This is a genomic window from Actinotalea alkalitolerans (genome assembly GCF_023369855.1).
Lineage (GTDB): Bacteria > Actinomycetota > Actinomycetes > Actinomycetales > Cellulomonadaceae > Actinotalea.
Map to the genome: position 1 here is coordinate 25,477 of NZ_JAMBPP010000013.1, position 14,615 is coordinate 40,091.

15 protein-coding genes are annotated in these 14,615 nt (G+C 73.7%); 8 read left to right on the forward strand and 7 right to left on the reverse strand.

Annotated features, from left to right (window positions below; genetic code table 11):
- Positions 1–158: 158 nt before the first annotated feature.
- The 4 genes from M1R94_RS15710 to mtnN are packed head-to-tail and all read left to right on the forward strand — an operon-like array spanning position 159 to position 3,918.
- A complete protein-coding gene (locus M1R94_RS15710; RefSeq protein ID WP_249382665.1) occupies positions 159–1,901 on the forward strand; it encodes a carbon starvation CstA family protein in 1,743 nt (580 codons plus the stop codon).
- Complete coding sequence (locus M1R94_RS15715) at positions 1,894–2,190, forward strand: cory-CC-star protein (RefSeq protein WP_249382666.1); 297 nt, start codon at positions 1,894–1,896, stop codon at positions 2,188–2,190. The genes M1R94_RS15710 and M1R94_RS15715 overlap by 8 nt, the downstream gene beginning before the upstream one ends.
- Complete coding sequence (locus M1R94_RS15720; protein ID WP_249382667.1) at positions 2,181–3,158, forward strand: ArsA family ATPase; 978 nt, start codon at positions 2,181–2,183, stop codon at positions 3,156–3,158. The genes M1R94_RS15715 and M1R94_RS15720 overlap by 10 nt, the downstream gene beginning before the upstream one ends.
- A gap of 31 nt (positions 3,159–3,189) precedes the next feature.
- The gene (gene mtnN / locus M1R94_RS15725; RefSeq protein ID WP_249382668.1) at positions 3,190–3,918 is read left to right on the forward strand and encodes a 5'-methylthioadenosine/S-adenosylhomocysteine nucleosidase; all 729 of its coding nucleotides are present in this window, start codon (positions 3,190–3,192) and stop codon (positions 3,916–3,918) included.
- Here the strand turns inward: mtnN and M1R94_RS15730 are convergent.
- Positions 3,891–5,312 (reverse strand): sensor histidine kinase, encoded by a 1,422-nt coding sequence (locus M1R94_RS15730; protein ID WP_249382669.1) that lies wholly within the window; start codon positions 5,310–5,312, stop codon positions 3,891–3,893. The genes mtnN and M1R94_RS15730 overlap by 28 nt on opposite strands.
- 11 nt (positions 5,313–5,323) lie before the next feature.
- Positions 5,324–5,977 (reverse strand): response regulator transcription factor, encoded by a 654-nt coding sequence (locus M1R94_RS15735; protein WP_249382670.1) that lies wholly within the window; start codon positions 5,975–5,977, stop codon positions 5,324–5,326.
- A 93-nt stretch (positions 5,978–6,070) separates the two neighbouring features.
- On the opposite strand from M1R94_RS15735, the gene M1R94_RS15740 reads away from it, so the two are divergent.
- The 3 genes from M1R94_RS15740 to M1R94_RS15750 are packed head-to-tail and all read left to right on the forward strand — an operon-like array spanning position 6,071 to position 9,223.
- Complete coding sequence (locus tag M1R94_RS15740; RefSeq protein WP_249382671.1) at positions 6,071–7,324, forward strand: hypothetical protein; 1,254 nt, start codon at positions 6,071–6,073, stop codon at positions 7,322–7,324.
- A gap of 23 nt (positions 7,325–7,347) precedes the next feature.
- Positions 7,348–8,328 carry an ABC transporter ATP-binding protein gene (locus tag M1R94_RS15745; protein ID WP_249382756.1) on the forward strand — a complete coding sequence of 327 codons (981 nt, stop codon included), beginning with the start codon at positions 7,348–7,350 and terminating at the stop codon, positions 8,326–8,328.
- On the forward strand, positions 8,315–9,223 hold the full coding sequence (locus M1R94_RS15750; protein WP_249382672.1) for an ABC transporter permease: 909 nt from the start codon (positions 8,315–8,317) through the stop codon (positions 9,221–9,223). The genes M1R94_RS15745 and M1R94_RS15750 overlap by 14 nt, the downstream gene beginning before the upstream one ends.
- A 63-nt stretch (positions 9,224–9,286) precedes the next feature.
- Here the strand turns inward: M1R94_RS15750 and M1R94_RS15755 are convergent, their stop codons facing one another.
- From M1R94_RS15755 to M1R94_RS15775, 5 genes are all read right to left on the reverse strand, one after another.
- Entirely contained in the window at positions 9,287–9,619 is a 333-nt protein-coding gene (locus M1R94_RS15755; protein ID WP_249382673.1) for a hypothetical protein, read from the reverse strand.
- Between the two features lie 132 nt (positions 9,620–9,751).
- Complete coding sequence (locus M1R94_RS15760) at positions 9,752–10,039, reverse strand: acylphosphatase (RefSeq protein ID WP_249382674.1); 288 nt, start codon at positions 10,037–10,039, stop codon at positions 9,752–9,754.
- Complete coding sequence (locus M1R94_RS15765; protein WP_249382675.1) at positions 10,032–11,270, reverse strand: M20 family metallopeptidase; 1,239 nt, start codon at positions 11,268–11,270, stop codon at positions 10,032–10,034. Before M1R94_RS15765 ends, M1R94_RS15760 begins: the two co-directional genes overlap by 8 nt.
- Positions 11,231–12,370 carry an o-succinylbenzoate synthase gene (gene menC / locus M1R94_RS15770; RefSeq protein ID WP_249382676.1) on the reverse strand — a complete coding sequence of 380 codons (1,140 nt, stop codon included), beginning with the start codon at positions 12,368–12,370 and terminating at the stop codon, positions 11,231–11,233. Before menC ends, M1R94_RS15765 begins: the two co-directional genes overlap by 40 nt.
- Positions 12,367–13,227 (reverse strand): hypothetical protein, encoded by an 861-nt coding sequence (locus M1R94_RS15775; protein WP_249382677.1) that lies wholly within the window; start codon positions 13,225–13,227, stop codon positions 12,367–12,369. The genes menC and M1R94_RS15775 overlap by 4 nt, the downstream gene beginning before the upstream one ends.
- 81 nt (positions 13,228–13,308) lie before the next feature.
- On the opposite strand from M1R94_RS15775, the gene M1R94_RS15780 reads away from it, so the two are divergent.
- Positions 13,309–14,613, forward strand: coding sequence for an NYN domain-containing protein (locus M1R94_RS15780; protein ID WP_249382678.1), 1,305 nt, complete (start codon positions 13,309–13,311; stop codon positions 14,611–14,613).
- The last annotated feature ends 2 nt before the right edge of the window (positions 14,614–14,615 follow it).

Consider the following 14,615-nt stretch of genomic DNA (forward strand, 5'->3'; position numbering starts at 1 on the left):
GCTGCTGCGACCGACCCGTGGCGCTCGACGCGCGCGCGGCACGGGTCGCTGCTAGCCTCCCGGCGTGTTGAGCCTGGACGAGGGGGTCGGGGCGACGTCACCGCCGCGCGACGGAGCGCGGCACGTGCCGTTCGGTGCGCCTCCAGAGACGGAGTGACATGAACGCGCTGTTCCTCATGGTCGTCGGGCTGGGTGTGATGGCACTCGGCTACGTCTTCTACTCGCGCTTCCTCGCGACGCGCATCTACCGGTTGGACGCCTCCTACCGGACCCCGGCGCACCAGCTGCGCGACGGGGTGGACTACGTGCCCACGCACCGGATGGTGCTCTGGGGACACCACTTCACCTCGGTGGCGGGTGCCGCGCCCATCGTCGGACCGGCGATCGCCGTCATCTGGGGCTGGGTGCCCGCGTTCCTGTGGGTCACCCTGGGCACCGTCTTCTTCGCCGGCATGCACGACCTCGGTGCGCTGTGGGCCAGCGTCCGCAACCGCGGCCAGTCGATGGGGGCGCTGTCGGGCCGGTACATCGGGGCGCGCGGGCGCAACCTCTTCCTCGTCGTGATCTTCCTGCTGCTGCTCATGGTCAACGCGGCGTTCGCCGTGGTGATCTCGAACCTGCTGGTGGCCACACCGTCCGCGGTGATCCCCACGTGGGGGGCGATCGCCGTCGCCCTGGTGATCGGTCAGCTGATCTACCGCTACAAGGTCGGCCTGCTCTGGCCCTCGATCGGCGGGGTCGTCGTGCTCTACGCGCTGATCCTGGTCGGGAACCAGTTCCCCGTGGTCCTGCCCGAGACGGTCCTCGGGCTCAGCGCGGCGTCGTTCTGGATCATCGTGCTGTTCGCGTACGCGGGGGTCGCCTCCCTGCTCCCGGTGTGGGTGCTGCTCCAGCCCCGCGACTACATCAACGGCCTCCAGCTCTTCGTCGGCCTGGGGATCCTGTTCGGGGCGGTGCTGCTCTCCGGACCGACCATCGTGGCCCCGGGCTTCAACACCGAGGTGCCCGCCGGCACCCCGAGCCTGGTGCCCCTGCTCTTCGTGACCATCGCGTGCGGGGCCATCTCTGGCTTCCACGGCATGGTCGCCTCGGGCACCACCTCCAAGCAGCTCGACACCGAGACGGACGCACGGTTCGTGGGCTACTTCGGTGCTGTCGGCGAGGGCATGCTCGCCCTCGGCGCGATCATCGCCTGCACCGCGGGGTTCGCGACCCTCGCCGACTGGCAGGAGGTCTACAGCGAGTTCGGGGCCGGAGGGGTCAACGCCTTCGTGGCCGGTGGCGCCTCGATCCTGAGCGCTGGGCTGCCCATCCCCAGCGGGCTCGCCGCGACCATCCTGGCGACGATGGCGATCCTCTTCGCGGCCACGACCATGGACACCGGCCTGCGGCTCCAGCGCTTCGTGGTGCAGGAGGCCGCCGGGCTGGCCGGGGTGCGGGTCGGCAAGGGGGTCGGCACCCTGGTCGCACTGGTCGTGTGCCTGGCCCTGGCCTTCGGCGCGGGGGCCGACGGCGCGGGTGGCATGGTCATCTGGCCCTTGTTCGGCACCACCAACCAGCTCCTGGCGGCACTGACCCTGTCGATCGTCTCGGTCATCCTGATCCGCAAGGGACGCAACCCGTTGCCGGCGATGGTGCCGCTCGCGTTCGTGCTGGTCATGTCGGTGTACGCCCTGGCCGTCCAGGCAGTCTCCTTCTGGGACACCCAGAACTGGTTGCTGTTCACCATGGACGTGGTGATCTTCGTCGCCGCGGTGTGGGTGGCCTTCGAGGCGGTCGTCGCGATGAGCCGGCGCGGGCAGGTCGCCGAGGCCCAGGACGCCGACACGGTGCACGACGAGGAGGCAGCGGCGACCGCAGCGCGGGGTCCGGGCCGAGGGCCGGTCGACGGGCGTGGTTGACCCGACGGGCCTCGGTGCGCAGCTGCGTCGTCTCGCGGCGCTGCGCGCCGAGGTCGGGTCCGGGCTGCGGGAGTACTACGGGGGACCGTACCGACGCGGCGTGGCCCGGGCCCGGCGGGACGAGGAGGACCTGCTGACCCTGCTGCTCCTCTCGGAGTCGCTGGGCGTGCCCGACCCCGCGAGCTACTACACGCTCGAGCTGCTGCCGGTGCTCTACGAGGAGGTGCACGACTGGCACCGCCGGCTCGGGATGGACCGGTCGCCCCTCGACCACGTCGCATGCTGCTAGAGCTCGCCGCCTCGCGGCGGGTCCTGGTGGTCGGGGGCAAGGGAGGGGTCGGCAAGACCGCCGTGGCCTCGGCGCTCGCGCTGTCGCAGGCGCGGCGGGGGCGCCGAGTCCTGCTGGTCTCGACCGACCCGGCGCACAACCTCGGGCACCTGTGGCAGCAGGTGGTCGGTGACCGCGGCAGCGCACTCGCCCCGGACCTCGACGGGGTCGAGGTCGACCCGGTGGAGACCACCCGCGCACACCTGACGGCGGTCGGTGAGACGATGCGGCGGCTGATGCCCGAGCATCTGGCCGGTGAGGTCGACAGGCACCTGGCCCAGGCCCAGGACGCCCCCGGGATGCACGAGGCCGCGATCCTCGAGAGGGTCGCCGAGACCCTCGACGAGGCCACCGACTCCTACGACCTGTGCGTCGTGGACACCGCCCCCTCGGGTCACACGACACGTCTGCTGGGCCTGCCCGCGAGCCTGTCCACCTGGACCGAGGGACTGCTGCGCCGACAGGACCGCGCCCAGCGCTTCACCACCGCGGAGCACAACCTGGGCGAGCCCCGTGCCGAGCCGTCCCGTGCCGCGCGCGACCAGGAGATCCGGCGGGTGCTGCAGCGGCGGCTGGACCGGTTCGACCGGTTGCGCGCCACCCTGGTCGACCACGCCGGCACCGCGTTCGTCGTCGTGCTGGCCGCCGAGCGGCTACCCGTGCTCGAGACCGTCGAGCTGACCCGTGAGCTCAGACGGACCGGTGTGGACGTCGCGGCGGCGGTCGTCAACAAGCGGTCACCTGCCGACGCCGGTGCGTTCCTGGCGGGTCGGCGGGTCCAGGAGGAGGTGCACCTGCGCACCCTGCGGGCCGAGCTGCCCGACCTGGCGACCATCGAGGTGCCGCTGCTCGCCGAGGACGTCCTGGGTCACGACGCGCTGGTCCGGTTCGCCGCCCACCTGGGTGGGCCGCCCGGCCCTGCTGGCTAGGGTGGACCGGCCCACCGAGGAGAGTGACCGTGTGATCGCAGTCGACGCCGTCGTGGTGACGGCCATGCCCGACGAGTCCGCCCCGTTCCTGGACCGTGCCGCCTTCGTGGGACGGTCGCTGCAGGTCGGCCACGCGGTCCACCGGGTGCTGTCCCTCGAGGGTCACGACGTGCTCCTGGTGCAGTGCGGGATCGGGCTGGTCAACTCCGCGACCGCCGCCGCGGTCGCGATCAGCGGCACGAGCCCGCGCGTGCTGGTCAGCGCGGGCAGCGCGGGGGGTGTCGCGCAGGAGGTCGGCGTCGGCGACGTCGTCGTCGGCGCGCGCTACGTGTACTCGGGAGGGGACTCACGCGTCTTCGGCTACGCGCTGGGCCAGGTTCCCGGGATGCCCGCCGCCTACCCGGGCGACGAGGCGATGCTCGAGGCGGCCGCCGCGCTGGACGGACCTGAGCAACGGGTCCACGCCGGGATGATGCTCTCCGGGGACGTCTTCGTGGACCACACGACGGTCGACCACATCCGGGCGTCCTTCCCGGGGTCGTTGAGCACCGACATGGAGTCCGCCGCGCTCGCCCACACCTGCCACCTCTACCGGGTCCCCTTCCTGGCGGTGAGGGGCATCTCCGACCTGTGCGGGCCGCGGGCCGGCACCGGCTTCCTGACCCACGTCGACGACGCCGCCGACCGCTCGGCGTCGGTGGTGACGCGGATGCTGCACGACCTCGGGCCGAGTCAGGACGCGGTGGACCGCACCGCCTGACCGTCGGCAGCCTCCGGCACGGGCAGCCGCAGGGTCGCACGCAGACCGCCGTCGGCCGAGGTATCGAGCCGCACGTCGCCACCGTGCTCGCGCGCGATCTCCCGTGCGATGGCCAGGCCAAGACCACTGCCTCCCGCCTCGCGCTCACGGGCGTCGTCGAGCCGTACGAACCGCTCGAAGACGCGCTCGCGGTCGGCCTGCGCCACCCCCGCGCCGTCGTCCTCGACCGTCACCCATCCCTCGCCCACGGTGACCACGACCCTGGATCGCGCGTGGCGGACCGCGTTGTCGAGCAGGTTGCGCAGCACCCGCCCGACCGCGGGACCGTCTCCGCACGCCCGGCCCACCCCGCGGATCTCGACCCGGACCGAGCCGTTGCCCGGCCGCGCGGCACCGGCCGCGTCGTGGGCCACGTCGGCGAGGTCCAGCACGGTGCGCACGGTCGGTCTCGAACCGACCCGGGCGAGCAGGAGGAGGTCGTCGACCAGCGCCTGCATCCGCAGCACCTCCGACTCGAGCTCGGTCGCGAGCTCGGCGCTGCTGTAGGCGTCGGGGTGGCTGCGGGCCACCTCGATGCCGGCGCGCAACGAGGCCAGCGGTGAGCGCAGCTCGTGGGCGGCGTCGGCCACGAAGGTCCGCTGCCGCGCGGCGCCCACCTCGAGCCGGTCGAGCATCTCGTTCAGGGTCCGGGCGAGCGCCCCGAGCTCGTCGTCCGCGCGGTGCACCGGCAGGGATCCCGGCCCCCCGGTGCGCGCGACCTGAGCGGCGGCCCGGCGCAGCTGCTCGACCGGGTGCAGCGCCCTGCCCAGCACGACCCAGATCGCCCCGGCGAGCAGGGCTGTCAGCACCGGGACCACCATGACCAGCGAGACGCGCAGCGCCGCGAGGAGGCTCTGGACCTCGCCCAGCGGCACCGTCGCGACCACCGTCACCTCCTCGCCGCGGACCGCGACCGGGAGCACCGCGACCCGGGCCGTACGGTCGTAGGCGCTGAGGTCCGTCGTGGTCACCACGACGCCGTCCGCGGGCTGTGGGCGCAGCTCGGCCACCACCTCCGGGGGCAGCACCGGCAGGGTGCGGCTCGCGCTCAGCGACGAGGAGACCACCCGCCCTGACGGGTCGATCACCTGGACCACCTCACCCGGCTCGGCGACCGGAAGAGCTGGTGGGACACGGTCCTCGGTGACCAGGGCGGCGACGGTCGTGACCCTGTCCCGGACGATCTCGTCGAGCGCCGCGACACGGCTTCTCGAGAGCACCGTGGTCAGAGCGACCGCGCCGGCCACCAGGGCCAGGCACAGCAGCCCGGAGGTCAGCAGGGTCAGCCGCAGGCGCAGCGACCGACCACCCCAGCCCCGTACGGCAGGGCCGGCGGACCCGACGTCGACGGCCACGACCGACCGCCTCAGCCGACGACGCGGTAGCCCGCGCCCCGGACCGTCCGCACCGCGTCGCGACCCAGCTTGCGGCGCAGGTACCCCACGTACACCTCGACCACGTTGAGGTCCTCCCCCGAGGAGTCCCACACGTGGTCGCGCAGCTCGACCTTGCCCACCACCCGGTCGGCGTGACGCATCAGGTACTCGAGCAGCGCCAGCTCCCGGGTGGTCATCTCGACCTCGACCCCGGCGCGGGTCACCGTGCGCGTCGAGGGGTCCAGCACGATCTCGCCCACCCGCAGCACCGCGGGCCGTGCCTGGGCCGGACGACGCAGCAGGGCGCGCAGGCGGGCCACGAGCACCACGAAGGAGAAGGGCTTGGTCAGGTAGTCGTCGGCGCCGACGTCGAGCCCGTCGGCGACGTCGTGCTCACCGTCCTTGGCGCTCAGCATCAGCACCGGGGTCCACACGTCGCGCTCGCGCAGGGCCGTGACCACGTCGTAGCCGTTGCGTCGGGGGAGCATGACGTCCAGGACGATGGCGTCGTAGTCGTTGTCCGTCGCGAGGTCCAGGCCGGCCTCGCCGTCGTGGGCGACGTCGACCGCGAAGCCCTCGGCGGTGAGCCCCCGCAGCAGGGCGCGCGCCAGACCACGCTCGTCGTCGACCACCAGGACCCGCACCACCGCAGCATGCCACCGACCACCCGCGCCCGGGCACCCGGTGCGCCGGCACCTCTCAGCGTGCTCTCAGCCACCCGGGTGCACAGTGGTCCCATGACAGAGCAGACAGTCCTCCCGACCACCCCCCGACGCTCTGCGCTGCGCTCGCGGTGGACGGCGCCGGTCGCCGTGGCCGCGGTGGTCGCCGGCGCCTTCCTGGCACCGCCGCTGATCGCCTCGGCCGGCCCTGCCGACCTGCCCGACGTGACCCCCGAGCAGCTCCTCGCTGCCGTCGCCGAGGCCGAGCCGCTGCCGATGTCCGGGACGGTGGTCTACACCGCACGGCTCGGCCTGCCCGAGATCCCCTTCGCCGAGGTGTCCGGTGCGGACCCGATCGCCCTGCTGGGCGGGAGCTCGACGCTGCGGGTCTGGACCGACGGCACCGAGCGCTCACGCGTCGCGCTGCTCGGCTCGACCTCGGAGTACTCGGTGGTGCGTGACGGCGCGGAGGCGTGGACCTACTCCAGTGCCGAGGACGCCGTGGTGCACTACTCCCTCGACGAGGCCGACCAGGCGCGGTACGACGCCCTCGCCACGGACCTGCGCTCGGGGAACGTGCCCGAGCTCGCGGGCGAGCTGCCCACCCCTCAGGAGGCCGCACGCCTGGCACTGGCCCGCGCCGAGGAGTTCTCGATCGTCTCGCTCGACGCGCACACGACCGTCGCGGGTCGCGACGCCTACCAGGTGGTGGTGACCCCGCGCACCAGCGCGACACTGGTGTCCAGGATCGTGGTCGCGGTGGACGCCGAGACCTCGACGCCGCTGCGGGTCCAGACCTGGAGCGTGCAGGACACCACGACACCGGCCCTGGAGATCGGGTTCACCGACATCACCCTGGCCACCCCCAGCGACGCGATCCTGGCGTTCTCGGCCCCGGCCGGAGCCAGCCTCAAGGAGGTCGTGGTGCCTCTCCCCGACGCGCCCGACGGCGCCGAGGCCCACGACGGGAGCCTGCCGGACGGTCTGACGATCACCGGATCGGGCTGGGAGACGGTCGCCCAGTGGGTGGGTCTGGACGTCGCGGCCCTGGTCGCCGGCGACCCGGCGGCGCTGACCGGGTTGCCCGGGGCCGAGCGCACCATCGGGTCGGAGAGTGCCCAGGAGCTGATCGAGGAGTTCATGCCGAGCGACGGCTCCGGGCACCCCGGGGCGATGACCCTGGACACGACCGCCCTGTACGACCAGCTGACCGTCGAGGTTCCCGAGGGCCTGCTGCTCAGCTCGACCCTGCTGAACGTGCTGGTCACGAACGACGGCCGGGTGCTGGTCGGCTCGGTGCCCGCCGAGACGCTGCGCGGGATGGCGTGACCACGACGCAGGTCGCGAACGCCCTGGCGACAGGCCCGGTGGTGCGGACGCAGAGCGAGGGGACTGGCCCGCTCGCCGTCCGCACCGCCGGGCTGACCAAGCGGTTCCGCTCGGGTCAGGTCGCCGTCGACGGGATCGACCTCGTCGTGCCTCGCGGGTCGGTCTACGGGTTCCTCGGGCCCAACGGATCGGGCAAGACGACGACGATCCGGATGCTCCTGGGGCTCGTGCGCCCGACCAGCGGGAAGGCCTGGCTGCTGGGTGAGCCGATGCCGGAGGCGGCCGGCGCGCTCCTCCCCCGGGTCGGTGTGCTGGTCGAGGGCCCGGCCTTCCAGCCGTACCTGAGCGGACGGGCCAACCTCGCGCGGCTCGACGCGAGCGACGCCACGGCCGATCCACGCACCGCGCGACGACGCAGCGAGGAGGCCCTCGAACGGGTCGGCCTGACCGCTGCCGCGGGCAAGCCCTACCGCCAGTACTCGCTGGGGATGAAGCAGCGGCTCGGCCTGGCGGCCGCGCTGCTCCGCCCGCGCGAGCTCCTCGTGCTCGACGAACCGACCAACGGTCTCGACCCGCAGGGCACCCGTGAGGTGCGGCACCTGGTGCGCGAGCTGGCCGATGCGGGCACCACGGTGCTGGTCTCCTCGCACCTGCTCACCGAGATCGAGCAGGTCTGCTCCCACATCGGGATCATGGGACGGGGTCGCCTCCTGCTCCAGGGAGAGCGCCACGAGCTCACCGGCCGGGGGGTCGCCAGCGTGGCCGTGACGACCAGCCCGCACCAGGTGGGGACCGCGGCCCAGGTGCTCACCTCGTTGGGTCTGCGCGACGTCGTCGTCGACGGTCCCGGTCTCGAGGCGCCGTTGGGCGACGTCGCCCCCGAACGGGTCTCGGCCGCGCTGGTGCACGCCGGCGTGGACCTCGTCGGGCTCGAGGTCCGCCGCCCGAGCCTCGAGCAGCTCTTCGTCCGGCTCACGGGGGAGGGGTTCGATGTCGCCCGCTGACGTGCTCGACCCACCGGCGCCCGGCTCACGGGCCCCCGCCCCCGTCCTCGTACCGCAGGCCACCGTGGCCCACCGGGGCGCGTGGGGCCGCCTGCTGCGCAGCGAGATGCGGCTGGTGTTCGGACGCCGTCGCAACATCGCGCTGCTCTCGGGGCTCGCGGCCGTCCCGCTGCTCCTGGGCGTCGTGCTGTTCGTCACGCAGGACTCGGCGCTGGGAGGTCAGGGACCCGGCTTCGTGGGGAGGGTCACCGGCAACGGGCTGTTCCTGGTGATCGCGGCGCTGTTCATGTGCCTGCCCTTCCTGCTGCCCCTGACCATCGGCGTCGCCTCGGGCGACGCGATCGCGGGGGAGGCCCAGGCCGGGACCCTGCGCTACCTGCTGGCCGTGCCCGTGTCCCGGACACGACTGCTCGCGGTCAAGGCCGTCGCGGTGCTGACCTTCGTGGGGGCCGCGGTGCTCGCGATCGCCCTCGTGGCCCTGGTGACGGGCGCGGTCCTCTTCGGGCTGAGCGACATCACCCTGCTCTCGGGGACCACGGTGCCGCTGGCCGACGGCCTGCTCCGGGTGGCCGGCGTGGCCGCGTACGTCGCGCTGTCGCTGACCGGTCTGGTCGCGGTGGGCCTGTTCCTGTCCACCCTGACCGAGGTCCCCGTGGGGGCGATGGCCGCGACCGTCGTCGTCGCCATCGTCTCGGCGGTGCTCGACACACTGCCCCAGCTCGCCGTGATCCACCCCGCCCTGCTCACCCACCACTGGCTGGACGTCGCCGAGTTCCTGCGGGTGCAGGTCGACTGGGGCGTGCTGGGTCAGGGTCTGGCCGTGCAGGGGGCGTGGGTGGCGATCTTCGGGGCCCTCGCGTGGAGCCGCTTCACCACGGCCGACGTCACGTCCTGACCGAGGGCCCGGGGGTGGGTCCGTGGCCGCCGCCCGGTCGCGCACGGGCAGCGGCCACGGGGGTCAGTGGACCAGGCCGTCCTTGGTGACCGACAGGTGGACGACGTCGTCGGTCACGTCGGTGATCTCGTCACCCGCGGCCCACCGGTCGCCGGCGAAGAGACCCTTGGCGTTGATCCGCAGGTACCCGACCCGCAGCAGGCGCTCGCGCGCCCCGGCCGGTGGCCCCTCGTCGCCCAGCAGGTCCGAGCCCTGGCCCTGCGCGGTGGCGGCGTCAGGGTCACCGAGCCGGACCTCCTTGACCGTGCCGATCGTGTCACCGGCCGGGTCGACCACCGTCATGCCGCCCCGGACCTGCTCGATCACCCGGGAGCCTCCGAAGGGATCCGTGGTCATGGCAGCCTCCTCACCTCGGGCCGCGCACGGTCTCGTGCCCCGGCCGGTTGGGCGCGTCGCCACGTCGGTCCGACGCCTCGACGCCTGACCTCCAGTGCACACCAGGTGGGGCCGTCCCGCTCGTCGGGAGGCTCAGGGTGTGACGTCGAACCCGGTGAGGTGCTCGGGATCCTCGGTCGTGACGGTCACGTGGTCCACGCGGGCGTGGCGTGGGCCGCGGGCTGCCCAGTCGAGCACGCGCTGCACGCCGACCCCGTCGCCCTCCAGGACCATCTCGACCGTACCGTCCGGTCGGTTGCGGACCCATCCGGCGACACCGGACCGGTCGGCCTGCTGGGCGCAGGACCACCGGTAGCCGACCCCCTGGACCAGTCCGTGCACCACCGCACGACGTCGCACGACCTCCGCGTGCTCAGTCACGGCTCACCTCCTCGTGGCTGCTCGGCGCCCGGTCGAGCAGCACCTCGATCATCCCGGCGAGCAGCGCCGTGCGCTCGGGCAGGTAGGACAGGTCCACGTGCTCGTCGTCGGCGTGCGGCCCGCCGCCCACGCCGCCGAGGCCGTCCAGGGTCGGGACGCCGGCCCCTGCGGTGAGGTTGCCGTCCGACGCGCCGCCCACCGCGAGACCCACGAAGGGGCGGATCCCCAGTCCCGTCGCGACCTGCTGCGCGAGGGCGAGCAGGCGCCGGGACATCTCGGGCTCCATCGGAGGTCGGTTGATCTCTCCCTCGACGTCGACCCGCGCCCCGACGGTGCGAGCGGTCAGGGCGCGGAGGTCGTCCTCGACCCGGTGCTGCTCCTGGGCGGTCGCGGCCCGCACGTCGACCCACACCTCGGCGTGGGCGGGGACGGTGTTGGTGGTCGTGCCGATCTGTCCGCTGGTGGGGGTCACCGTGGTCCCGAGCGCCGGGCGTGCCAGTGCCGCGACGGCCGGGATCTGGCGGGCGAGCTCGACCCCGGCGTTGATGCCGGCCTCGGGCTCGAGCCCGGCGTGCGCGGCCCGACCCGTGACCCGCACCCGATAGGCGGACGTCCCCTTGCGGGCGGTCTTGAGGGCGCCGCCCGGGCCTGCGGCCTCCAGGACGAGCACGGCCTCGCACCCGGCAGCCTCACGTTCGACCAGGTCGCGGGAACCGGGCGAGCCGACCTCCTCGTCGCTCGTGACGAGCACCGTGACCCCGTCGAGGGCCTCGAGGCCCTGGCGCTCGGCGACGAGGGCGCACGCGGTCAGGGCCTGGACGATCCCGACCTTCATGTCCAGGCATCCCGGCCCGCGCAGCACGCCGTCGGCCACGACACCCGGCAGCCGGTCCAGGGTGCCGATCGGCCACACCGTGTCGTGGTGCCCGAGGAGCAGCACCCGGCGAGGTCCGGACCCGAAGCGCCAGGCGAGGTGCGAGCCCCCCTCGGCGCCCACCCGTGCGGGGGCGGTACCGACGATCTCCGCACCGACCCGTGCTACCAGCGCGGCCGAGCCCTCGAGCGCCGCGGCGTCGTGCGAGGGCGACTCGCAGGCCACGAGGGTCAGGGCATGACGGACCATCTCCGGCAGCCGGGACCGGGCCGCGGCGAGGTGACCGGGGGTGGCGTGCCCCGTCCCACCCGCCTGCGTCACGAGGTGCGCCCCGGCCGGGAGGGCGCCCGTGTCCACTCCGAGCGCACCGTGACCTCCTCGAGCCGCACCGGGTCGACCTCGACGCCCAGGCCGGGGCCGGTCGGGACGGCGATGCGTCCCTCGTCCAGCACGAAGGGGGCGGTGATGTCCTGGGCGTAGAAGCGGTCGGAGGCCGAGATGTCACCCGGCAGCGTGAAGCCCGGCAGGGCCGCCAGAGCCGCGTTGGCCGCGCGTCCGATGCCCGTCTCGAGCATCCCCCCGCACCAGGCGGGGATGCCGTGGGCCAGGGCCACCTGGTGGATGCGGGCCGCCTCCAGGTACCCGCCGACCCGTCCGGCCTTGATGTTGATCGCCTGGGTGGCACCCAGGACGATCGCGTCGGCGGCGACCTTGGCCGAGACGATCGACTCGTCCAGGCAGATCGGGGTGCGCAGCTGCTTGGCCAGCTCGGCGTGCTGGCGCAGGTCGTCCTCGGCCAGGGGCTGCTCGATGAGCAGCAGGTCGAGGTCGTCGAGGCGCCGCAGCAGGCGGGCGTCGGCCAGGGTGTACGCGGCGTTCGCGTCGACCTGCAGCAGCAGGCCGTCGCCGAAGGTCTCCCGCAGCAGCCGGGTCGGCTCGACGTCCCACCCGGGCTTGATCTTGATCTTGATCCGGGCGTAGCCCTGGTCCAGGTAGTCCTGGACGGTGGACAGCAGCTCGTCGAGGGTCGACATGATGCCCACCGAGACCCCCGACGGCACGAACGTCCGCTCGGCCCCCAGGAAGCTCGCGAACGACTCGCCCGTTGCCCTCAGGCCGGCGTCGACCAGCGAGAGCTCGACCGCAGCCTTCGCCATCCGGTGGCCGACGACGTGCTCGAGGCGCCCGGCGACCAGGAGCGGGTTCACCGGTCCGTTCCCCAGCAGCGCCGGGTAGAGGAACCGGTGCAGCACGTCCCACGCACCCTCGGTGTGCTCCGAGGAGTACAGCGGCACGGGCATGGTCACGCACTCGCCCCATCCCTCGGCGTCCTGGGTGACCGCACGCACCAGGATCACCTCCCGCTCGGTCTGCCGTGCGAAGGAGGTCTCGAACGGGGTGACCAGCGGGATGCGCAGCACCCGGGTCTCGAAGCCGGTGGGGGTCAGGGGGATCATCGTGAGCCTTCCATCAGGTAGTGGCCGTCGAGGGTGAACCCCGTCACTGCGAGACCGTCGGCGAGCAGCGGCACGAGCGTCCCGTGCAGCGCGGCTCGCCACTCCCGGGCCAGGTCGGGCTGCCGAGCGCGCAGCGACTCGACGTCGCGGGGGACGGCGACCAGGACCCGGTCCGCGCCCGAGGGCACCGCGCGGGTCGACGGGGCGCCGTCGGGCGAGACGGCGAGGACCACCGGTGTCCCGGGTGGTCGCTCGGCAGGGGTCCCTGGCGCCCACGGCCGGGCGATGTCCCACACGACCTCGAACCTGTCGGTCGGACCGTCGGCGTTGACCAGGTCGCCCGTCGCCCCGTAGAAGTCCGGGAGGTAGGCCTCCACCCGTGCGCCGAGCCTGGTCAGGTTCAGGTGGGCGTTGCGGCCCACGAGCGGGTCGAAGGTCCAGCTGATCGCGTCCAGGCCCCGTTCGAGCGCCCAGGCGCGCTGATGCAGCTTGAGAGCCGTGCCGACGTGCCGACCGCGACGGTCGGCACGCACCCCCGTGACGTGCGAGTGCAGCCGCCGGTGCTGCGGTGCGGCGAAGAACGCCGCGCTCGCACCGACCACCACCGCGGGGTCGGCCGGCTCATGGACCGTCATCACGTAGCCACCGACGTGCTGCAACGCGCGCATCGCGGTCGCCGAGAGCGCGTCGGGCTCACCCCAGATCTCGCGCAGCACCGCGACCGCGCGCGCGACCTGCGCCGGGCCCTCGGGGGCGGACACCGCGACACCGGCTGCGCGGCACAGGTCCTGCGCCTGCGCCCACGCCTCGGCGAGCAGACGAGCACCGGGTGCGGGTGGCCCGCCGTCGTCCGTCATGGCGACCATCATGCACGGGCGGTCCCCGCCGCCGGGCGTGTGCGGGTGTCGCTGCGGGCCCGGGGCGAGGAAGATGCCAGCGTGACGATCACCGAGAGCACCGACAGCACCGAGAGCACGCGCCGCCTGCGGTGCGCCCTGTTCGTGGACTTCGACAACGTGTACCTGGGGCTGCGCCGGCTCGACCCGGCCGCGGCCGAGGCGTTCGCGGGCTCGCCCGCGCACTGGCTCACGGCCCTGGAGACGGGCAGCGACGCCGACGGTGAGTTCTCCCGCAGGTTCCTGGTCCGGGCCTGCTACCTCAACCCGTCGGCCTTCTCGCAGTTCCGGCCGAACTTCACCCGGGCCGGTTTCAGCGTCGTGGACTGCCCCTCGCTGACCCAGCAGGGCAAGAGCAGCGCCGACATCAACCTGGTGCTCGACGCCGTGGACGCGCTCAGCGGCCACACCCGGTACGACGAGTTCGTCATCCTGTCGGCCGACGCCGACTTCACCCCCCTGGCTCTGCGCTTCCGGGCGGCCGACCGCCGGGTCACGATCATCACCGCGGGCCCGGCCGCCAGCGCGTACCGGGCCGTCGCCGACACCGTCATCACCGCCGACGAGCTCGCCGAGCTGGTCAAGCCCCCCGCCGCGCTGCCCGACGAGCCCGCCGCGGTGGTCCCGCCGACCACGCAGACCCCCGCCCCCGACGCCCCCGGGCGCCGGGGCTCCGGCTCCGGCGGGTCCCAGACCCGCGGCACGCAGCCCGCGGCCTCGCCGGCCCGCAAGGCCGTGCTCCGGCTCGTCCGGTCGGCCGACCGTCCGCTGACCGGCTCGGACGTCGCCCAGGCGGCGCAGCGCTCGGACCCGTCGCTGCTGACCTCGGGCTGGGACGGCGCCAAGACCTTCTTCCCCTGGTTGGCACGCACGGTGCCCGAGCTCGGCGCCGCGTCCCGCCCGGCCCCGGGCTTCGTGTGGGACCCCAAGCGGTTCAGCGAGGCCGACCTGCCCACCGCTGACGGGGTCGCCCTGCCGCCGCTGCAGCGTCAGGTCGTCGAGGTGACCGACATCCCGAACCTGCCGACCGAGCGGTACCGCATCCTGCTCACCGCCCTGGCCGACGAGGTGAGCACCACCCCGTTCGACCGGCCAGAGACCGCGCGCCGGGTCCGGGACGCCTGCCAGGCGGCCGGTGAGCCCATCGGGCGCGCCTCGGTCAACACGGTGATCTCCGGGGTCCTGTACTCCGGGCTCGACCTGAGCATGAGGACCACCGCGAAGAAGGTCGCGGAGACCTGGGCGGACAACGTCATCGGACTGTGCCGGGGCGCGCGGATGGAGCTCAGCCCCGCGGACGTGGGGGCCATCCGCACCTGGGTCAGCGGCGGGCTGCTCAAGCGGTGAGT

What these genes read in the sequence shown, in the direction of transcription:
- M1R94_RS15710 (WP_249382665.1), top strand. Translation starts at nt 159, where the DNA reads ATGAACGCGCTGTTCCTCATGGTCGTCGGGCTGGGTGTGATGGCACTC.
- M1R94_RS15720 (WP_249382667.1), top strand. Translation starts at nt 2,181, where the DNA reads ATGCTGCTAGAGCTCGCCGCCTCGCGGCGGGTCCTGGTGGTCGGGGGC.
- M1R94_RS15740 (WP_249382671.1), top strand. Translation starts at nt 6,071, where the DNA reads ATGACAGAGCAGACAGTCCTCCCGACCACCCCCCGACGCTCTGCGCTG.
- M1R94_RS15750 (WP_249382672.1), top strand. Translation starts at nt 8,315, where the DNA reads ATGTCGCCCGCTGACGTGCTCGACCCACCGGCGCCCGGCTCACGGGCC.
- M1R94_RS15755 (WP_249382673.1), bottom strand. Translation starts at nt 9,619, where the DNA reads ATGACCACGGATCCCTTCGGAGGCTCCCGGGTGATCGAGCAGGTCCGG.
- menC (WP_249382676.1), bottom strand. Translation starts at nt 12,370, where the DNA reads ATGATCCCCCTGACCCCCACCGGCTTCGAGACCCGGGTGCTGCGCATC.
- M1R94_RS15775 (WP_249382677.1), bottom strand. Translation starts at nt 13,227, where the DNA reads ATGACGGACGACGGCGGGCCACCCGCACCCGGTGCTCGTCTGCTCGCC.